The organism is Asticcacaulis sp. W401b, from assembly GCF_046503825.1.
Lineage (GTDB): Bacteria > Pseudomonadota > Alphaproteobacteria > Caulobacterales > Caulobacteraceae > Asticcacaulis.
Genome location: NZ_JBKFEE010000003.1, coordinates 56,289 through 74,905 on the forward strand (window position 1 = coordinate 56,289; position 18,617 = coordinate 74,905).

The 18,617-nt window shown below is 61.8% G+C and carries 18 protein-coding genes, 1 tRNA gene and 1 pseudogene; 10 read left to right on the plus strand and 10 right to left on the minus strand.

Annotated elements, in window-relative coordinates:
* Positions 1 to 70: 70 nt before the first annotated feature.
* Entirely contained in the window at positions 71 to 943 is an 873-nt protein-coding gene (locus tag ACK8OE_RS07725) for a hypothetical protein (protein ID WP_290796115.1), read from the plus strand.
* On the opposite strand, the gene ACK8OE_RS07730 is transcribed toward ACK8OE_RS07725, so the two are convergent.
* From ACK8OE_RS07730 to ACK8OE_RS07760, 7 genes and pseudogenes are all read right to left on the minus strand, one after another.
* A complete protein-coding gene (locus ACK8OE_RS07730; protein WP_410272082.1) occupies positions 934 to 1,539 on the minus strand; it encodes a Smr/MutS family protein in 606 nt (201 codons plus the stop codon). The genes ACK8OE_RS07725 and ACK8OE_RS07730 overlap by 10 nt on opposite strands.
* A 41-nt stretch (positions 1,540 to 1,580) precedes the next feature.
* Positions 1,581 to 2,516: a 30S ribosomal protein S6--L-glutamate ligase gene (rimK, locus tag ACK8OE_RS07735; protein ID WP_366509226.1), complete on the minus strand. Its 936-nt coding sequence runs from the start codon at positions 2,514 to 2,516 to the stop codon at positions 1,581 to 1,583.
* Between the two features lie 75 nt (positions 2,517 to 2,591).
* Positions 2,592 to 3,029: pseudogene (locus ACK8OE_RS07740) on the minus strand (ATP-dependent zinc protease); the annotation flags it as partial.
* Positions 3,030 to 3,069: 40 nt separating this feature from the next.
* The gene (locus tag ACK8OE_RS07745) at positions 3,070 to 5,742 is read right to left on the minus strand and encodes a PAS domain-containing protein (RefSeq protein WP_410272374.1); all 2,673 of its coding nucleotides are present in this window, start codon (positions 5,740 to 5,742) and stop codon (positions 3,070 to 3,072) included.
* A gap of 116 nt (positions 5,743 to 5,858) precedes the next feature.
* Positions 5,859 to 6,701 carry a hypothetical protein gene (locus tag ACK8OE_RS07750; RefSeq protein WP_410272083.1) on the minus strand — a complete coding sequence of 281 codons (843 nt, stop codon included), beginning with the start codon at positions 6,699 to 6,701 and terminating at the stop codon, positions 5,859 to 5,861.
* A 147-nt stretch (positions 6,702 to 6,848) separates the two neighbouring features.
* Positions 6,849 to 6,923: transfer RNA gene (locus ACK8OE_RS07755), tRNA-Gly, on the minus strand.
* Between the two features lie 284 nt (positions 6,924 to 7,207).
* Entirely contained in the window at positions 7,208 to 8,191 is a 984-nt protein-coding gene (locus ACK8OE_RS07760; RefSeq protein WP_410272084.1) for a 2-hydroxyacid dehydrogenase, read from the minus strand.
* 223 nt (positions 8,192 to 8,414) lie between these two features.
* Here ACK8OE_RS07760 and ACK8OE_RS07765 point away from each other — a divergent pair, with 223 nt between their 5' ends.
* The 8 genes from ACK8OE_RS07765 to ACK8OE_RS07800 all read left to right on the plus strand — a co-directional run bounded on the left by ACK8OE_RS07765 (position 8,415) and on the right by ACK8OE_RS07800 (position 13,469).
* Positions 8,415 to 8,963 (plus strand): SH3 domain-containing protein, encoded by a 549-nt coding sequence (locus ACK8OE_RS07765; RefSeq protein WP_290796126.1) that lies wholly within the window; start codon positions 8,415 to 8,417, stop codon positions 8,961 to 8,963.
* 266 nt (positions 8,964 to 9,229) lie between these two features.
* On the plus strand, positions 9,230 to 9,748 hold the full coding sequence (gene fabA, locus ACK8OE_RS07770; RefSeq protein ID WP_126419517.1) for a 3-hydroxyacyl-[acyl-carrier-protein] dehydratase FabA: 519 nt from the start codon (positions 9,230 to 9,232) through the stop codon (positions 9,746 to 9,748).
* A 36-nt stretch (positions 9,749 to 9,784) separates the two neighbouring features.
* Positions 9,785 to 11,008, plus strand: coding sequence for a beta-ketoacyl-ACP synthase I (gene fabB / locus ACK8OE_RS07775; RefSeq protein WP_410272085.1), 1,224 nt, complete (start codon positions 9,785 to 9,787; stop codon positions 11,006 to 11,008).
* Positions 11,009 to 11,059: 51 nt separating this feature from the next.
* Positions 11,060 to 11,878, plus strand: coding sequence for an enoyl-ACP reductase (locus ACK8OE_RS07780; RefSeq protein WP_290796135.1), 819 nt, complete (start codon positions 11,060 to 11,062; stop codon positions 11,876 to 11,878).
* Positions 11,879 to 12,008: 130 nt separating this feature from the next.
* Complete coding sequence (locus ACK8OE_RS07785) at positions 12,009 to 12,587, plus strand: zeta toxin family protein (RefSeq protein WP_290796137.1); 579 nt, start codon at positions 12,009 to 12,011, stop codon at positions 12,585 to 12,587.
* Positions 12,571 to 12,750, plus strand: coding sequence for a hypothetical protein (locus ACK8OE_RS07790; protein ID WP_290796139.1), 180 nt, complete (start codon positions 12,571 to 12,573; stop codon positions 12,748 to 12,750). Before ACK8OE_RS07785 ends, ACK8OE_RS07790 begins: the two co-directional genes overlap by 17 nt.
* Positions 12,747 to 13,169 carry a metallopeptidase family protein gene (locus ACK8OE_RS07795; RefSeq protein ID WP_410272086.1) on the plus strand — a complete coding sequence of 141 codons (423 nt, stop codon included), beginning with the start codon at positions 12,747 to 12,749 and terminating at the stop codon, positions 13,167 to 13,169. Before ACK8OE_RS07790 ends, ACK8OE_RS07795 begins: the two co-directional genes overlap by 4 nt.
* Positions 13,170 to 13,289: 120 nt before the next feature.
* Positions 13,290 to 13,469, plus strand: a complete 180-nt coding sequence (locus ACK8OE_RS07800) for a hypothetical protein (protein WP_410272087.1) — start codon at positions 13,290 to 13,292, stop codon at positions 13,467 to 13,469.
* A 55-nt stretch (positions 13,470 to 13,524) separates the two neighbouring features.
* On the opposite strand, the gene ACK8OE_RS07805 is transcribed toward ACK8OE_RS07800, so the two are convergent.
* The 3 genes from ACK8OE_RS07805 to ACK8OE_RS07815 form a co-directional block, all read right to left on the minus strand.
* Positions 13,525 to 14,211 (minus strand): glutathione S-transferase N-terminal domain-containing protein, encoded by a 687-nt coding sequence (locus tag ACK8OE_RS07805; protein WP_410272088.1) that lies wholly within the window; start codon positions 14,209 to 14,211, stop codon positions 13,525 to 13,527.
* Positions 14,212 to 14,313: 102 nt separating this feature from the next.
* Positions 14,314 to 15,138, minus strand: coding sequence for a DODA-type extradiol aromatic ring-opening family dioxygenase (locus ACK8OE_RS07810; protein WP_410272089.1), 825 nt, complete (start codon positions 15,136 to 15,138; stop codon positions 14,314 to 14,316).
* A 70-nt stretch (positions 15,139 to 15,208) separates the two neighbouring features.
* A complete protein-coding gene (locus ACK8OE_RS07815) occupies positions 15,209 to 15,790 on the minus strand; it encodes a YceI family protein (protein WP_410272090.1) in 582 nt (193 codons plus the stop codon).
* 275 nt (positions 15,791 to 16,065) lie between these two features.
* On the opposite strand from ACK8OE_RS07815, the gene ACK8OE_RS07820 reads away from it, so the two are divergent.
* Positions 16,066 to 18,588, plus strand: a complete 2,523-nt coding sequence (locus ACK8OE_RS07820) for a TonB-dependent receptor (RefSeq protein WP_410272091.1) — start codon at positions 16,066 to 16,068, stop codon at positions 18,586 to 18,588.
* Positions 18,589 to 18,617: the final 29 nt, after the last annotated feature.

Below are 18,617 nucleotides of genomic sequence, written 5' to 3' on the forward strand. Positions count from 1 at the left end.
TTCGGCTTGACTATGTCACCTTCCTGGCTTTGGATGGGGTAATAAGGGTATTACGCTCTCGGAGGGGGAAGTGCGTAAGTTTCTGGCCGCTACATTCTGTCTGTCCGTTTTCGCTCTCTTCGTGGCGGGCCTCCTCTTTTGGCCAAGCGTGCACAGACCAGATCATCCTTTGTTTTATGTGGTAGAACGAACGGCTCCGCCAGCCGTCGTGCGTGAGGCCATTGCCTATCAAAAACAGGTCAAAGCTCAGGACTGGGAAAGTCTAAGTCAGCATAGTCTTCCGGCCATGATGACCGCCGACTATCGCAAGACCATACCGACTTTTGCGAAATATATTCCGGCGAAGCCGGATCTGATTCGCGTGGCGCAATGGCAAACGACCTACACCACAGGTCAGCCGGAAATAACGACAATTACCCTCTTAAATAAGCAGGCTGATAGTGTTTTGATCAGTACTGTGCAATTCGTAAAGCAAGGATCGAATTATAAAGCCAATAATTTTAAAATAAACTACTTAAATGGCAATGATTTAAAATCTGTCGATTTTTCATTTAAACGTTTTAATTCAGAGAGATTGCTATTTTTGTTCCTTTCCTCCGGTATTTTGCTATTCAGTCTGTACACCCTCTATGTGTGTTTGAGTGTCAAAGGCATACCGTTGGGCTGGCTGTGGGCCATTTCCGTTGCCATAGGCTTCACCCGGCTTTCCTATTTCTGGATAAACAATACTATCAGTTGGCAGCCCCTCTTTTTGGGCTTTCCCGTTTCGGGATATGCGCAAGGACTGGCCAGTTCGTTTGAGTTTTATGTGACGCTTCCCTTAGGTGCCATTCTGTTTTGGGCGTCAGGTGTCAAACAGAAACGGAAAAGTGCTAAGTTGCCGCAACCCCCATTCGCACCGAAACGGTTGGAAGACGAGTCGGGCGTCGTCGTTCAGCCCTGACGCCGCTTTAACGCCACGTAGAGCGCGCCGGAGCCGCCGTGGCGGGCGTGGGCCTGTGAAATCCCGGCCACTATGTGCGCCAGCGCCGGATCGGACAGCCATTCCGGCGCGTTGCGCTTCAATATGCCGTTTTCGGCCATACCCTTGCCCGTAATGACCAGTACGGCGCGATAGTCATTGGCCCAGGCCTGCTGCACAAAGGCCTTGAGCCGCTGTTCGGCCTGAATCTGGTTGAGCCCATGCAGGTCGAGGCGCGCTTCGATGGGGTCGCGTTCGCGGCTGATGCGGCGCTTGCGCTTGGGCTCGATGGGGTCAGGCGCGAAAGAGGTCGCTTCGCTCAGGCGAAAGCCGCTCTGCGGTCGCACGGCCTCACCGATCTTGAACGGCACCAGCGGCAGGGGGCGCTCGATACGTGGGGCGGAGAGGGTGTTCTGACCTTCGGGCAGGCCCTTGATGGTGACGGTCTCGATCTCCGGCTGGGCGAAGGGCGGCTTGACCGGTGCGGGCTTCTTTTTGCTGAGTGCGTGCGGACGCACCGTGGCCGTTACCAGATGCCACAGTTTCAGATCCTCATCCTTCAGGCCAAAGCGCTTCATAGGGCTTAAATGGCATGGAGTGGGCCGGAGGGAAAGGCGCTTTATTCCCGGCGTTTGGCGCGCGGGTTTTGTTTCGGCAGGTGCTGGACCGGGCGCAGTTTGCTCTCGACATGACGGATGATGAGGTCGGCCACATCGACGCCGGATGCCTTTTCGATCCCCTGAAGGCCGGGCGAGGAATTGACCTCCAGCACCTTGGGCCCCGAATGCGAACGCAGAATATCGACGCCCGCCACCTGAAGGCCCAGAGCGCGGGCCGCCTTCACCGCGATGTCGGCTTCTTCCGGCGTGATTTCGACCGACAGGGCCTTACCGCCCTGATGCAGGTTGGCGCGAAAATCGCCGATCTTGGCCTTGCGCTTCATGGCCGCCACGACCTTTGATCCGATGACGAGGCAGCGCAGGTCTTCGCCGTCGGCCTCGCGGATAAATTCCTGCGTCAGCAGTTCGGCATCGAGGTCGCGGAAGGCCGAAATGACCGAGGCGGCGGCCAGATGCGTGTCGGCCAGCACCACGCCGCGCCCCTGCGCCCCCTTGGTCAGCTTGATGACCAGCGGCGCGCCGCCGACCAGTTGCACCACAAAGTCGGTGTCCTTGGGCGATTTGGCAAAGGCTGTCACCGGCATGGGGATGCCCTTGCGCGCCAGCACCTGAAGCGCGTGCAGCTTGTCGCGCGAGGCCGAAATGGCCGAAGACCGGTTGAGGCAATAGGCGCCCGTCGTCTCGAACTGCCGCACGACGGCCAGGCCATAGCTGGTCATCGGCACCCCGATGCGCGGGATGATGGCGTCGAACTGCGGCAGCGGCTTGCCGTCATAATGCACTTCGGGGCGCGTCACATTGATGTTCATATAGCAACGCGAGGTTTCGATGGCCTCGATGACGTGATCGCGGTTCTGCGCCGCCCTGATCAGGGCGCGGATCGAATAGTTGCCCGCATCCTGCGTCAGCACGGCCAGACGTAAGGGGCGCTTCACCGCTTTTGGCGCATCGGCACGGCTATAGACATCATAGGACAGAACCGGCAGGCGCTGCCCCGCCGTCGGATCGACCAGCGCGCCGAGGCTTTCCAGCGCCTGACGTCCGATCAGCATACGATAGGCCATATTGGCGCGGTTGGTCAGCGACACCTCGATCGGGTGGTTGACGCCGTCGATCGAAATGTGGGTTTCGATGACGTAGCGCCACTCCGTCTCGCCATTGGAGGAGGTGATTTCGCGCTGATCCTTGAGGTCGGCGGAACAGGCGACCTCGATATCGTAACGGCCCGGCACCGGATTGACCACGAAGCGCACGCGCGGGCGTTCCGGCGTGCCGAACACCTCGATATCCACCGCGTGGAGGGCCGAGGTGCGCGCCCCGGTATCGACCTTGGCCTTGATGGCCGGCAGCGCCAGATCAGGGAGCCCGACCCATTCTTCCCAGCCAAAGGTAAGCGGTGCGCTGTCGGTCATGAACGATCCTGCGTAACGGTTGAGACCTCCGCCCATAGGCCGTTTTTGCGACGGTTTTATAGCAGACAGCGCCGACTTACGCCTTCTCTTTGGCCTCGGTGGTAAAGGCCAGCAATTGCCGCGTCAGGCGCTCACCGCGCTTGCCGGCCGCCAGAGCGGCTTCGGACAGGCGGCGCAGGTCCGGGCTGTCGGCCTGACGCCCGATCATGTCGAGCGCGGCGTTCATAACGTTCAGCATCTGCGAGAAGTCGGCCGCGACATCTCCGGCCAGACGCCCGACCGTTTCATAGCGTTGCGACAGGGCCAGGGCCGTATCCAGACGTTCGGCCTGACGCTCTAACTCTAGTTTGGCGAGCTGAAGCTGCGCGATCTCCAGCTCAAGCTGCCCGGTGCGCGCCTTCATCGTCAGGAATTCCAGACGGTCCGGCCCGGCTTCGACGACAGGCGGTGGCGGCGGTGGCAGGTGCGCCGACAGGTCAAACGCCACCCCCAAAAGCCCTTCGAACTGTCCGTCCGTCACCACCGGGCTCAGGCGCTCCAGCAGCGGCGCAAAGCCGTCGGGCGTTTTGACGCGATAGGACAAATCGCCGGCCGTCTTTTGCGCCAGATGCACGGCCAGTTCGGCGTGGATGCGGTCCTGATCGTCCGGATGCAGGCTGTCGAGCCAGCCTTCGCCAAAGAATTCCGGCGCGCCGCAACCGGTCAGGGCCTGCCAGCCGGTCGAAAGGCGCGTCAGGGTGCCATCGCTTTTCCACTGACGGTGCAGGGGGCTGAGATCACCGGCGATGTCGCTCAGATGACGCTCCGGCTTGGCTTCTGGCTTGGCTTCCGGCACAGGCGCGGCCTGAAGCGCGGCAAATTCGGCCTCCAGCTCGGCCTTTTCGTCCTTCAGCGCGCTCAGTTCGCCTTCCAGCGCCTTGAGGCCCTGCAATTCAGCGATCTCGGCTTTAAGGGCCTCGATGTCGGCATCGCGCGTGTCGGGCTGCGCTTCGGCGGCGGTTTGCGCCAGGGTCGCATAGTCCTGCCGCAGGGTCTCCAACTCGCTTTCCAGCGCCGTCAACTCAGCGGCGCGCGCCTTGAGCGTTTCGATTTCGGCCAGAGAGGCTTCGAGCGCCACGCTCAGTGGGCTCTCTTCCGGTTCCGACTTGGGTTCGGCTTTCAGCGCTTCCAGCTCGGCGCGCAGGGCCTCCAGCTCCGGATTTTCGCCGGGCTCCGCGGTTTCAGACTTGGCAGCCGCGTCTTTCAGGGCCTCCAATTCGGCGCGCAGGGCGTCGCGTTCGGCCTCGGCCTCGCTGCGGGCCGTGTCGAGCGCCGCCAGATCGGCCTCCAGCGCCTCGATCTTTGCCGTATCTTCGATAACCACAGGCTCAGATGCAGGCTCAGGGTTGGAGGCAGGCAGGGAGGCTGTGGCCGCCTTGGCGTGCGTCACATCAATGGCCACGCCGAACAGCTCGCGGCGGCCATCGACCGTCTGCGCCTGTCCTTTCAATGAGACGTAACGCAGCGTGCCATCGGGTTGTGGAATGGTCAGGTCGAGATCGAGCGTGTCGCTTTGCCCCGACATCAGGTCACCGAACACCTCGTTGGCGCGCAACTGGTCTTCGGCGGTGATGCGCGTCGGGCCGCCGTCAAATTCGCGCCCGATCAGGCGGCGCATCCCTTCGTCTTCGACAATCGAGTCCGACACCGGGTCGTAGGACCACACGCCAACGCCCAGAGCGGCGCGCGCCAGCTCGGCCTTTTGCAGGTCTTCCAGCGCCTGTTGCGCCTCGTCGGACAGGGCCGGGGCCACGGGTGCGGCCAAGGCCGGGGCCTCGCTGACCGTCAGGGTCTGGGTGGTCGGGATGGCGGCCACCGTAATGCCCTGCGCTTCGCCGTCCTGCGTATGCACGATCCAGGCGGTGAGGATGACCGGATGCGCCTGACCGCGCACGTCTTTCAGTGATAGGTTAATGGAGGCCGGGTGGCCCCCCTGATCTTCGGGCGTCAGGTCGGCGAGGAAATCGACGGCCTTCTGGAAATCGGCATCGGCGACAAACACCTTGGCCCAGTTGGCGTTCATCGCCTGATCGCGCGGCGTATCGAGGAGGCTGCCTACGCGCGGATTGAGGTCGAGCACCGTCCCGTTCTGATCCAGCCCCCAGAAGGGCACAGGTGCGGCCGTAAACCAGTGGCCGCGCCACACGCCGGAAATATCGCCCACGCCTTCGCCGGTCTGGGTTTCGATCTCGACCAGCGCCGTGGTCGAGCCGATCACCTCGCCATTGGTGTTCATGATCGGCATGGAGGTGACGGAGACCAGCACCTTGGTGCGGCTGCCGTGATTGACGATCAGGTGCTGAAAGCCCTTCACCGTCTGGCCGCGCAGGGTGCGTGCAATGGGCAGGAGATCGGGCGGGATGACGCGGCCGTCGGGATAGGTGATGCCCCAGGTGGCGGAGTGAAAGCGTAAGCCGATCAGCTCGTTATCCTTGCGCCCCAGAAGCTGATGCGCCGTCTTGTTGGCGAAGATGAACTTGCCCGTGGCATCGGTTTCGACCAGAGCCACCGGCACGGCGTTGAGCACATTGAACATGCGCCGCTCAAGCTGATCTATCTTGCGCTCGGCCTTGAACAGCAGGTCCTGAAACTGACGCACCTGAGAGGTTTTGATGATGGCAATCAGGCCCGCGACGATGGCTGCACCCAGTAGCAACGCCGCCAGAACCCCCAGAACCACGATCAGATCGGCTTCGCTTTCCAGAAGCATCGCGCGCACAAACTCCCACCTGACCCGTTTCGGCACACAATGCGCCCAAGACGGTCTTTACCGGACTTAGCGGCTGCAACAAACGTACCCGTTTTAAGAGGCGGCGCAAGCGGGCTCTAAGCGGATTGGGTGGGTGATTTTGCAAAAAGCCCGGCAACCCCCAGCCACCAGCCGAGGACGAAGCTGAGGCCGTATCCGGCCAGCGGTACGGGATAGGCTCCGTAAAGCCAGGCCACGGCGCTGAGGGCAAAATAGAGGCTCAGCGCTAAGGCCTGCGGGCGGCGGCTTGCGTCGGGCCACAGCCACAGGGGGCTCAAGGCGGTGAGGGCCAGAGCGGCGCTCAAGCCGATGGCCAGAAGCGGTGACTGCGCGGCGGCCATATGGATCACGCCTTCGACGTGCGCTACGGGCGCGAGCGGATCGGGCCGCCACAGGCACAGGCCAAGGGCCAGAGCGGCGACCGGCGCCGCCCACAGCAGGGCGCGCGGACCATAAACCTGCGCGATCAGGACCAGCGCCGCGACGCTAAAGGCCAGAAGCTGCGAACGGTCGGGTTGCCACGCCAGACAGGCGGCGATCAGGCCCAGACCGATCAGCCACAGCGGCGACGGCCTCTCCGGTCGGGTGGCGGTCAGCGCCAGAGGCAGGATCAGGGCGGCGGCATTGAGCTGAACGGGTCCGAAGGCCAGCCAGCGGTGAACGCCGTCTTGTCCCGGAAAGACAAAACAGAGGCCCAGAAGGACCAGAGCCACGACGAGCAGCGGCAATAGCGGCAGTCGCACGCGACTTAAACCGAAGCAGAGCCCCCCGCCAATCAGCCACGCCACCGGGTTACGCAACCACAAGCCGGCGCTCAGCCCCGCCTGTTGCATTGTCAGCGCCCCCAGCGCCACGGTTATAAAAGACAGGACGCCAAAAGCGATAGCGAACTGAAGCTGACGTGTGTTTGCCGATGTCATGAGAGGCCCCCTTTTCTGCCCGCGAGCCTCCTGCGAATGACAGACACTGTCAATCCGGTGGCTGGGGATAAGCGGTAAAGGGTTGGGGGTATCAAAGCACAAAAGGCCGGATCAGCGATCCGGCCTTTTGTGCTTTGTAAAACAGATTGGAGCGGGTGAAGAGGATCGAACTCTCGACATCCACCTTGGCAAGGTGGCGCTCTACCGCTGAGCTACACCCGCTCGTTTCTGTTATCCACCGGCGTGTCCGCCGAAGAGGTGCGCCTTATAGACAAAAGCCCGCGGCCTTTGCAAGGGGCATTTTTCGGAAACCTGTGAAAAACTTTTTCCGACGCATTTTCAGGGGACTTGCCGTTTCATGCCCTTCCGCCCGGCCCTCTCCCCGTGCACGGGGAGAGGGGGATAAAAAGCGAAAAAGACCCGACGGGCCGCCCCGAGGGTCTTTTTCTCATATCCAACCCATGAAAAACGTATTTGGCCGCAGGCAAAACGTTTTCATGAGTAACTTATAGCATCGCCGGAATGACTCGGTCCGGTGGGCGGTGGCCGTCCTGAAGCGTCTTGATGTTGAGGATCACCCGGTCGCCCATATCGGTGCGCGCTTCGATGGTCGAAGACGCCATATGCGGCAGCAGTACCGCATTGGGCAGGCCGAACAGTTCCGGATTGATGCCGGGCAGGCGCTCATAGACGTCAAGGCCGACGCCGGCGATCTTGTTACCGCGCAAGAGGTGCGCCAGCGCCTCTTCATCGACGATCTGCCCGCGCGCCGTGTTGACGAGGATGGCGTGTGGCTGAAGCTTCGCCAGTCGCTCGTCATTGAGCAGGTGGAAGGTGTTGGGACCACCCGGCGCATTGATCGACACCACGTCCATGCGCGACAACATCTGGTCCAGATCGTCCCAGTAGGTGGCCTCAAGCTCATCCGAAATGCGCTGCGACACCGGTTTGCGGTTATGATAGTGCACCTGCATCCCGAAGGCACGCGCGCGGCGGGCCAGCGCCTGACCGATGCGGCCCATGCCGACGATCCCCAGCCGCTTGCCATAGATGCGGCGGCCCATCATGAAGGTCGGCGACCAGGCGGAAAATTCACCGCGCTGCACGGTTTCAGCGCCTTCGACGAAGCGGCGGGCCACGGCGATGATCAGGCCCATGGTCATTTCGGCCGTGTCTTCGGTCAGCACGCCCGGCGTATTGGTGACGATGATGCCCTTTTCGACGGCTCTGGCGACGTCGATATGGTCATAGCCAACGCCGAAATTGGCGATCATTTTGAGCTGTTCGCCGCAGGCGTCGATAAAGTCGGCGTCGATGCGGTCATTGATCGAAGAGACGAGGACTTCGGCGGTCTGTGCCGCCTCGATCATCTTGTCGCGCGGCATCGGGTCCTTGGTGAGCCAGAGCGTGGTGTTGAACAGTTCGCGGAACCGCGTTTCCACCCCGTCGGGCAGTTTCACGGTCATAACGACTTTCAATTTCTTGTTCATGGTATGCGTTGACCCTTTGACGGCATTTTCGTTCAGGACTGTTTTTTAGGGTCTGGTTAACCAAATCTGAAGCATTGCAAGCCCAGTGTCGAAGACCTTTCCACGCCCCCTTAACCGTCTGCTTTTGCCGATGCCGACCCTGTTCAGCCTGTTTTTTTCAGTGAAATCACCACACCATAGGGCGTGCCCCCGCGTCAAGTCGGGGTGGGCGAGGGCGGCTGTTTTGGCCCTGTCGCTGGGGATGGTTTGCGGCGGCGTTGCGCCCACCGCGCAGGCCGGGTCTGCTGAGGAAGAGTCGTTCAACACGCCCTCAAAGCAGCCGGTGCCGCGCTGGGCCTCACTGCGCTCCAACGAAGTCTATGCCCGCTCTGGCCCGACCAAGGAAAACAAGGTTCTGTGGACCTATCGCCAGAAGAACCTGCCGGTGCAGATCATTTCTGAAACCCGCGAATGGCGCATGATCTGCGATCCGGACGGCGGCATTGCCTGGGTCAGCCGCTCGATGCTGAAGTCGCAGCGCAGCGTGGTGTCGATGGGCACGCAGAAGATCGACCTGCTGAGCGCCGCCAAACCCACCGCCAAGGTCAAGGCGCGACTCAATCCGCGCGCTCTGGCCGCGCTCGACAAGTGCAAGAAGGGCTATTGCAAGGTCTCGGTCGGCAATGTCGATGGCTGGGCCCCGCAGGACCGTCTGTGGGGGGCACAGGAAGGGGCGGCGTGCAAACGCCCGGACCCCTTTACGCGGCTGGGCACCCCGCAGGGCGTGCGTTAGCGCGGATTTCGTTCAGGCTGAATCGAAATTCCGCTCTAACGTTTTGGTTGGTCGCGCATTTGAGTCCGAAACGAAATTCGGCGAAGCCAAAACCGTTGCACACTTTTCGGAATGCGCTCTAACGCGCCTCCGTGGGCCAAATTTCACAACAAAAGCCATTGAGCCGCGGCCTCTATGCGTGTAACGCATCTTTACAGCCTGTTACGAACGCGCCATTAAGCGCCGCGTAACAGCTATATGTGTGTGAGATTCTATCCGGAGCCCCAATGAGCGACCGTCCTTCGTCTTTCGATTATGAAGCCCTTCTGGCCTGTTCGCGCGGGGAAATGTACGGTCCGGGCAATGCCCAGCTGCCGGCGCCGCCGATGCTGATGATGGATCGTATCACGCAGATCACGCAGGACGGCGGGGCCTTCAACAAGGGCTATATCGAAGCCGAACTCGACATCAATCCCGACCTGTGGTTCTTCGCCTGCCACTTTATCGGCGATCCGGTCATGCCGGGCTGCCTGGGCCTTGACGCCATGTGGCAGTTGGTCGGTTTCTTCCTCGGCTGGTCGGGCAATCCGGGCCGCGGCCGCGCGCTGGGCGTCGGCGACGTCAAATTTACCGGTCAGGTCACGCCGTCCGTCAAAAAGGTGACCTATAAGATAGATATGAAGCGGGTCATGACGGGCAAGCTGATCATGGGCATCGGCGAAGGCGTGGTGCTGGCTGACGACAAGCCGATCTATTCGGCGTCGGGCCTGCGCGTCGGCCTGTTCGACGCCAAGGATCTGGTCTGATCAAAAAGCACCCCCTCGACTACAGGGAAGCGAACTATGCGTAGAGTTGTTATCACCGGTCTCGGTATCGTCTCATCCATCGGCACGGGCGCAGACGAGGTTGCGGCCTCGCTGCGTGACGCCAAATCGGGCATCGTCGCCGCGCCGGAATATGCCGAGCTGGGCTTCAAGTGTCAGGTGCACGCCAAACCGACCATCGGCGACTGGACGCCTCTGGTCGATCGCCGCGCGGCGCGCTTCCTGTCGGACGGTCTGGCCTATGGGCACGTCTCGCTGGAGCAGGCCATAAAGTCGGCCGGTCTGGAAGAGAGCGATATTTCCAACGAGCGCACGGGCATCATCTTCGGCGCGGGCGGCCCTTCGACGCGCACCATCGTCGAAGCCGCCGACACGACGCGCGAAAAGAAGTCGCCCAAGCGCATCGGGCCGTTCGCGGTGCCCAAGGCCATGTCGTCGGGCCCTTCGGCCGTGCTGGCGACCTGGTTCAAGATTCGCGGCATCAACTATTCGATCTCTTCGGCCTGCGCCACATCGGTGCACTGCATCGGTGCGGCGGCCGAGCAGATCATGCTGGGCCGTCAGGACGTGATGTTTGCCGGCGGCACCGAAGAACTGGACTGGACCCTGTCCAACCTGTTCGACGCTATGGGCGCCATGTCCTCGAACTTCAACGACACGCCGTCGGTCGCATCGCGCGCCTATGACAAGAACCGCGACGGCTTCGTCATCGCCGGGGGTGCCGGCGCGGTCGTGCTCGAAGACTATGAGCGGGCCAAGGCACGCGGGGCCAATATTCTGGCCGAAATCGTCGGCTATTGCGCCAATTCGGACGGCTACGACATGGTGGCCCCGTCGGGTGAGGGGGCGGAGCGCTGTATGCGTGAGGCCCTGCGTCAGGCCGGTGGCCGCAAGATCGACTATCTCAACCCGCACGGCACCTCGACGCCGGTGGGTGATGAGCGCGAAATGGGCGCGGTGCGTAACGTCTTTGGCGAAGCGTCTCCGCTGATCTCCTCGACCAAGTCGCTGACGGGCCATTCGCTGGGTGCGGCTGGGGCACAGGAAGTGATCTACTGCCTGCTGATGATGCAGCATGGCTTTGCGGCCAAGAGCGCGCATATCGAGGAACTCGACCCGGCCTTTGACGGTATGCCGATCCTGAGGGAGCGCCGCGACGGCGCGCTGGAAACCGTGATGTCGAACTCGTTCGGCTTTGGCGGCACCAACGGTTCGATCATCCTGTCGCAGGCGGATTTGTAATTCACATCCCTCCCTGTGTAGCGGGGAGGGTGTATTCATAGGATTAGACATATGGCTGAAGACGGCTGGAAATTCCCCAAGGGCGAGCTGATGAAGGGCAAGAAGGGCCTGGTCATGGGCGTTGCCAATGACAAGTCCATTGCCTGGGGCATCGCCTCGCAACTGGCGGCGCAGGGCGCGGATATGGCCTTCTCCTATATGGGTGAAAGCCTGCTGCGCCGCGTCGGGCCCCTGGCCGAATCCATCGGTGTCAAACACCTGATCGAATGCGACGTCACCGACGACGCGTCGATGGATGCGGCCTTTGCCAAACTCAAAGAGATTTACGGCGAAATCGACTTTGTGATCCACTCGGTGGCCTTCGCCAACAAGAACGAACTGCAAGGCTCGTTCGTCGAAAACACCACCCGCGAAGGCTTCCTGCTGGCCATGAATGTATCGGCCTTCTCCTTCGTCGATGTGTCGCGCCGCGCGGCTGAGTTGATGCCGAACGGCGGGTCGCTGGTGACGCTGAGCTATCTGGGTTCTGAGCGCGTCATTCCGAACTACAACACCATGGGCGTGGCCAAGGCGGCGCTTGAGGCCTCGACGCGCTATATCGCCCGCGACCTCGGCCCGAAGAAGATCCGCGTCAACGCCATTTCGGCGGGCGCCATGCGCACCCTCAGCCTGGCCGGTATCTCCGGTGGGCGTTCCCTGCACGCCAAGTCGGGTCAGTTTTCGCTGCTGAAAGAAGAAACCTCTATGGAAGGCGTCGCCGGGGCGGCCCTGTGGCTGGCCTCCGACCTTGGCCTCTCTACCACCGGCGAAGTGGTGCACGTCGATGCGGGCTTCCATGTGGTCGGTCTGCCGGAAGACATCGAAGCTTAGGAAATCGCGGTCTTTGGCCGACGAGTGCGTCGCCGTCGCTTGCAGGTACCTCGCGTACCTGCGGCGCTAGGCTCCTGCTATTCGTCTCAAATCTCACGATTTCCGATTGGGAGTCCGTGAGAACAAGACTATGCCCAGATGTCTGATCATCGCCGGACCGAATGGCGCAGGGAAAACCACATTTGCGTTGAAGTACCTGCCTGCGGTGGGGGTGGCACATTTCATCAATGCCGACCTGATCGCGTCGGGTCTGTCGCCCTTCCATCCGGAGCAGCAGGCCGCCGCGGCGGCACGGCTGTTCCTGACAGAAATGGAGGCGCGGATTGTTGCGCGTGAGGATTTTGCCTTTGAGACGACGCTGTCCGGCAAAACCTATCTGAGGCTGATCGAACGCTTGAAGGCCGATGGCTGGGCGGTTGAGCTTTATTACTTCGCGCTTCCGACTGTAGAGGTTTCCAAACAGCGTGTGGCTGAGCGTGTGGCGCACGGCGGCCATTTTATCCCGACGGTTGACATCGAACGCCGTTTCCCGCGTAGTCTGCACAATCTGATGTTCGCTTACAGACAAGCTGTCAGCGAATGCCGGGTCTATCTGAATACCTCAGATATGCCGAAGCGCATTTTCGAGCAAACCGCAGACAGGGTTACGGTATTCAGCAACGATTTGTACGAGCAGCTCATGGAGCAGGCGATTGACCGAGGCGTCTGAATTCAGGTTAAAATCAGAACAGGCTTTCCTGGCTCTGCAATCCGCCGTGTCCGAAGCCATTGAGCGGAAGCGGCGGCTGGGGCAGTACTGGGTGGTGTGGGACGGCGAAAAGCCGGTCGAGGTCTATCCGGAAAACGCCGTTGATCGCCCGGACGCCGAATGAGCCAGACCGCGTTTGGCCCCCCGCCGTCGCTGGACGATATCGAAGCCGTGGCCAGAGACACGCTGAGCAAGCTGCCGGAGCCCTTTGCCGGGTATCTGCGCGACGTGGTGCTGATCGTTGAGGACTTCCCCGCCGAAGACCTGCTGGCCGATCTGGGCATCGAAGACCCGTTTGAACTGACCGGCCTCTATACGGGCCGCCCGGCGGAAACCGAGACCTTCACAGGCGACCTGCCGCCGATGATCCACCTGTTCCGCCGCCCGATCCTCGATGAATGGGCCGAAACCGGCGTGCCTTTGGGCGATCTGGTCGCCCATATCCTGATCCACGAGGCGGGGCACCATTTCGGCCTCAGCGACGACGATATGGAATGGCTGGAGGATGAGCTGAAAAAAGGGTCTGCCTCGTCCGTTCACTGACCTCGCGCGCCTCAACCTTTCCGCGCATTAATCGCACATTAAGAGAACGGCATTATTCTGATTTGTACGGTATGCTATGTATGGCATACCATGTGTAACCTTTAGTCAGGCGTCTTCAGTATGCGTACCCCCGATCCGTTTATGGCGCCTCTGTCGTCTCCTGACAGCCGTGCCCGGCCTGCGCCGCTAAAGCGCGCGGCCACCTTCGCCGAAATCTATATTCCGCCCCATTCCTCCGGACTCCACGGTTTCGCTCAGACCGTGAAGCGCCTTATGCGTCGTTTTTGCTGCGGCGTGTAACGGCAGGTTTTCCTGCCGCGGCGGGAGGTCCGGATAGCCTCCCGCCAAACTCTTTTTAAACGACGCGATAGTCGGCCAGAATGGCGCCTGCCTCCGTCACCTCGGCCTCGTGCTCCGGTTCGCGCGCCGTCTCGGCCAGCGCTGCCGCGTACCAGTCCTGCATGGCGGGCAGGGCCAGCAGGCGCTCGATATAGGCCTGCGCGGGCGGGCTCAGCCTTAAGCCATAGGTCTGCACGCGGAAGGCCACGGGGCAGTAAAAGGCATCCACCGCCGTGAAGGTGTCGCCCGCCAGAAACGGCCCGCCAAAGCGGCTTAGCCCTTCGCTGAACAGCGCATCCAGACGGTCGATATTGCGCTGAAGCGCCGGGCTGATTGTGTGCAGTTTTACCCGCAGTCCGCAGGTCATGGTGCAGATGGTGCGCAAGACGGAAAAGCCGGAATGCATCTCCGCCGCTGCCGAACGGGCAAAGGCGCGCGCCTCACGATCCGCAGGCCACACGGCCGGATGCGCCTCATAGACATACTCGACTATGGCCAGAGAATCCCAGATGGTCAGGCCCTGATCGTGCAGGGCGGGCACCAGAGATGACGGCGAAAAGGCCTTGAACTGCACATTCTCGCCGATGGGGGTCGAGAAATAGTGCAGGTGCTCGGTGAAGGGAATCCCCAGCGTTTTCAGCAGCACCCACGGGCGCAGCGACCACGAGGAATAGTTCTTGTTGGCGATATAAAGATCGTACATGCGACACCTCCGTTAACAGGGAGAGTATGGCCGCCCACACGCAAACCCAGAAGTGGCAAAACTGACGCTCATCGTATAAAAGCTGCCAAGCTCGACTCAACCTTAGCCGAACTGAAAGCCGCTGACCGCCGTGTTCATGGGGCGCAGAGTCTCGTCGTAGGTGCGTACGCCCGGCGCGTCGCCGGCGGCACCGGCGGCCACGAACAGCGGCACCAGATGGTCCTCGTGCGGATGGGCGATGCGCGCGCCTGCGCTCTTTGACCAGTCGCGCAGAAGGGCTTCGCGGGCCTCACCCGCGTGGGCCGTCAGCGTGTCGTTCAGCCAGTCATTAAAATGGTGCGAGCCATTGACCGGCTCATGGGCCAAACTCAGTCGGATCAGGGCCTTGAGGTCGTGGAAACTCATGCCCGACGCCACAATCAGCACGCCTTCATCGCGCAGCGGGGCCAGCGCCTTGCCCAGCGCGATGTGCTCTTGAGGGTCCCAGTTGCTTTTGATCGACAGTTGCACCACCGGAATGTCGGCCTCAGGGTACATTAGCAGGAAGGGCACGAACACGCCGTGGTCATAGTCGCGCGTCGCGTCGCGATCGACGGGGATACCGGCCTCTGCCGCCAGTGCAATAACGCGTTCGGCCAGCTCGGGCGAGCCGGGGGCGGGGTAATTCAGCCGGTAGGTATGGTCGGGAAAGCCGTAATAGTCGAACAACATGCCCGGCTTCGCCTTGGTCTGCACCGTGAAACGTTCGGTCATCCAGTGCGCCGAGATGACCAGTATGGCCTTCGGGCGCTGCCCCACCTGACGGGGGATGTCGCGCAGATAGTCGCCCATGCGGTCCCACAGATGCGGCGGGTTCCACTCCATAAAGAAGCACGGGCCGCCGCCATGCGGAATATAGAGGGTGGGCAGGGGATGTTGCGACGTCATGGGCACACCTGAATAAAAAAGGGGCGCGGCCGTGACCGCACCCCCGGAAAAAACGAACCGTAAACCGGTCTTACTTCTTGTTGGCTTCGGCCGTGATGACGAGGTCGATTTCGTCGCTCACCGCCGGGACATAGGCGCCCATGCCGAAGTCCGAACGCTTGATCTGGCCCGTGGCGCTGAAGCCTGCGGTCTTCACGCCCTTCATATTGGCGCCGATCTTGTTCAGCTTGACGGCCAGGGTGACCGGCTTGGTGACGCCGTGGATGGTCAGGTTGCCGGTGACATTGGCCGTGTCCTTACCGGTCACATCGACCTTGGTCGATTTGAAGGTCGCGGTCGGGTATTTGGCGGCATCAAAGAAGTCCGGCTTCTTCAGGTGCTCGTCCAGCGCGGCGACGCCGGTGTTCAGACCGTCGATGGCGAAGCTGACTTCGACCGACGAATTGGCCGGAGCGGCTTCGTCCAGCACCAGCGTGCCGACGGCGTTCATGAACTTGGCGGTCGGCTTCGAGAAGCCAAAGTGCGTCCACGAGAAGACGACTTCGGTGTGGGTCGCTTCGAGGGCGTAGGTTTCCGGGGCGGCAAAGGCCGGGGTCAGCGAGCCGGCGAACAAGGCGACGGCGATAAGGGTCGATTTGAAGACGTGACGCATGGCGGGCTCCTTTAAGAGAATGATCTGCGATAAGCGTAACTATAAGAGTTACGGTTTCGACTGACAAGAGGGGGGCGCGAAAAAATAACGACAGTATCTAATACGACTCGTTGAGGCACAGGTTCACAGTTTCGCCCGGAATTGTCGCTTTTACGTGACAGGGCGCAGCAATCTGCAGGATGTGGGCGTAATTGTGACGGCTGCAACCCTACTGTCATAAGCTTTGGTTAAGCGATGGATGTTCTGTCTCATCCTCCTGCCAAAGGAAGCCGTCCATGTCCGTCCTGCGCCTTGCCTCCGTTTCCGTTGTCGCCCTGATGCTGGCGGCACCGGCTCTGGCTCAAACCCAGACCGCCACCGGGTCGGATGAGGCCGGTGTGCCGGAAATCGTGGTGACGCTGCAAAAGCGCGAGCAGAAGCTGCTCAACGTCCCGGCGGCGGTGACGGGCCTCAGTGCGTCCTTCCTGACCGATGTCGGTGTCACCGACTTCGCCGAGCTGTCCCTGTTCGTGCCGGGCTTTGAGGTGCAGGATCAGTCGCCGAACAATCCCGGCTTCGTGATGCGCGGCATCACCTCCGACTCGGGCGCGGCGACCGGCGAAGCGCGCGTTTCGGTGTTTCAGGACGGCGTGTCGATCTCGCGCTCGCGCGGCGCCTATGTCGAACTGTTCGACCTCGACCGCGTCGAAGTGGCCAAGGGCCCGCAATCGACCCTGTTCGGGCGCGGCGCGCTGATCGGGGCCGTCAATATCATTCAGGCCAAGGCCAAACCCGTGCTGGATGGCAAGGCGGCGATCAGCGTCGGTGACTATAATTACCGTATGGTCGATGCCATGGTGAACGTGCCGCTCAGCGACACGCTGGCCGTGCGCCTGGCGGGTCGTGCCAAGCACCGCGACGGCTATACCGAAAACCTGCTGGGCGGTGACGACTTCAACGGTCTGGGCAGCGATGCCCTGCGCTTCACGGCCGCCTGGCGTCCGAGCGAGGCCCTGCGTTTCGACCTGATCACCAACTATCAGAAGGATTCGACGCCGGGCACGGGCTTCAAGTCGGGCACCTTCAACCCGACCGACCCGAAGACGGGGGCCGTGATCGGCGACCTGTCGCCGACCTCCGGCGCGGCTTTGGCCAATGGCGCGGGGTTCAAGAACCGCGATCTGGGGCTGGAGCGCACCGTGACCGGCACCACGCTTCTGGGCGAATGGCGTCTGTCGGACGCCTATCGCCTGTCGTCGATCAGCGCCTATCGCCGCTTCTCGGCTTCGGAAGTGTTTGACGCCGACGGCATGTCGCTGCCGCTGCTGGCCATCGCCGAAGACGCCAAGGGCAAGCAGTGGTCTCAGGAACTGCGCCTCAACTACGATGCGGGCGGGGCGGTGTCGTGGTTTGCGGGCCTCAGCTATTTCAAGGAAGAGGCCTCGACCGCCGTGCCGATGCAGATCAATGAGCGTCTGGCCGGTCTGTTCCTCGCGAACGCTCTGGCGCGCCCGACACCGCAATCGCCCGCGGTTCTTGACGCGACGGCCACGGCCGCTTTCGGCGTGTTGTCGCCCTATGTGCTGACTAACCACCGCGAATCTTCGACGAATTTCGGTAAGACCGAGTCGGTGGACGCCTATGCCGACCTGACCTGGCGCGTCACGCCCAAGCTCGAACTGAGCGCGGGCGTGCGCTACACTAAGGACGACAAGGTGTCGGGCTATGCCGCCTCGGTGGAAAACCCCTCGGCTCTGGCGGCGGCCTCCAGCCTGACGCCGGTGATTACCGCCAATGTGCAGGCGCAGGTGACACAACTGGTCACGCAATACGTCACCGCGACCGGCACGATGCCGTCGCAGGCGCAGATCAATGCCTGGACGGCGCAGGTAACGCCCGTCGTCACTCAGGCCGTCGTCGCCGGTATGCCGCCGGTCGGTATCTTCAAGCAGCCGACGCCGGGCAATGGCAACCGCGTTGATCAGAGCTTCTCGGACGACGGTGTCACCTACCGTCTGGTGGCCCGCTATGCCTTCAGCGATACGATCAACGCCTATGCCTCGCTGGCGCGCGGCCGCCAGCCCAAGGTGCTCAGCGGCGATTCGGGCAGCACGCCGCTGGCCGCGCCGAAATTCACCTATGCCGATGCCGAAACCGTCGATAGCCTTGAACTGGGTGTGAAGACGCGCCTGCTGGACGGTCGCCTGAGCTGGGATACGGCGGTCTATGGCTATAGGTACGAGAACTTCCAGACGCAGGTTTCGACCGCGACCGGCGGCCTGATCACAGTCAGCGCCGGGGAAGCCGACGCCTACGGTCTGGAGACTCAGGCCTATTACCGACTGACGCCGGGGGCTGACCTGTTTGTCACCTATGCCTACAGCCACGCCCGTTTCGGCAATGGCCTGTATGAAGGCAACCGCTTCCGCCTGAATCCCGACCACAGCCTGTCGCTGGGCGGGCGCTTCAAGTTCAGCACGCAAAACGCCCGCTTCTGGTTCACCCCGACCTACATCTGGCAGTCGGACGTCGTCTTTGACGACAATAACGACCTGTCGAAGTACCAGCCGGCGGTGGCGGGCCTGCGCCCGGTGGCCGACACGAAACAGGACGAAAAGCAGGACGCCTATGGCCTGCTGAACCTGCGTCTGGGCTACGCGCCGCTGAACGCGCCGTGGTCGGTCGAAGTCTTTGCCGATAATGTCACCGACGAAGCCTATATCAAGGACGCCGGCAATACGGGTGACACGCTCGGTATCGCCACCTTCATCGCCGGTGAACCGCGCATGGTCGGCGTAACGCTGCGCATCAATTACTGACGTCTCTCCTCCCTGCGGCTTTGCCGTGG

Coding starts and splice junctions, on each gene's coding strand:
- ACK8OE_RS07730 (WP_410272082.1), bottom strand. CDS start 1,539: ATGAAGCGCTTTGGCCTGAAGGATGAGGATCTGAAACTGTGGCATCTG.
- ACK8OE_RS07745 (WP_410272374.1), bottom strand. CDS start 5,742: ATGCTTCTGGAAAGCGAAGCCGATCTGATCGTGGTTCTGGGGGTTCTG.
- ACK8OE_RS07750 (WP_410272083.1), bottom strand. CDS start 6,701: ATGACATCGGCAAACACACGTCAGCTTCAGTTCGCTATCGCTTTTGGC.
- ACK8OE_RS07760 (WP_410272084.1), bottom strand. CDS start 8,191: ATGAACAAGAAATTGAAAGTCGTTATGACCGTGAAACTGCCCGACGGG.
- fabA (WP_126419517.1), top strand. CDS start 9,230: ATGAGCGACCGTCCTTCGTCTTTCGATTATGAAGCCCTTCTGGCCTGT.
- fabB (WP_410272085.1), top strand. CDS start 9,785: ATGCGTAGAGTTGTTATCACCGGTCTCGGTATCGTCTCATCCATCGGC.
- ACK8OE_RS07780 (WP_290796135.1), top strand. CDS start 11,060: ATGGCTGAAGACGGCTGGAAATTCCCCAAGGGCGAGCTGATGAAGGGC.
- ACK8OE_RS07785 (WP_290796137.1), top strand. CDS start 12,009: ATGCCCAGATGTCTGATCATCGCCGGACCGAATGGCGCAGGGAAAACC.
- ACK8OE_RS07795 (WP_410272086.1), top strand. CDS start 12,747: ATGAGCCAGACCGCGTTTGGCCCCCCGCCGTCGCTGGACGATATCGAA.
- ACK8OE_RS07800 (WP_410272087.1), top strand. CDS start 13,290: ATGCGTACCCCCGATCCGTTTATGGCGCCTCTGTCGTCTCCTGACAGC.
- ACK8OE_RS07805 (WP_410272088.1), bottom strand. CDS start 14,211: ATGTACGATCTTTATATCGCCAACAAGAACTATTCCTCGTGGTCGCTG.
- ACK8OE_RS07810 (WP_410272089.1), bottom strand. CDS start 15,138: ATGACGTCGCAACATCCCCTGCCCACCCTCTATATTCCGCATGGCGGC.
- ACK8OE_RS07815 (WP_410272090.1), bottom strand. CDS start 15,790: ATGCGTCACGTCTTCAAATCGACCCTTATCGCCGTCGCCTTGTTCGCC.
- ACK8OE_RS07820 (WP_410272091.1), top strand. CDS start 16,066: ATGTCCGTCCTGCGCCTTGCCTCCGTTTCCGTTGTCGCCCTGATGCTG.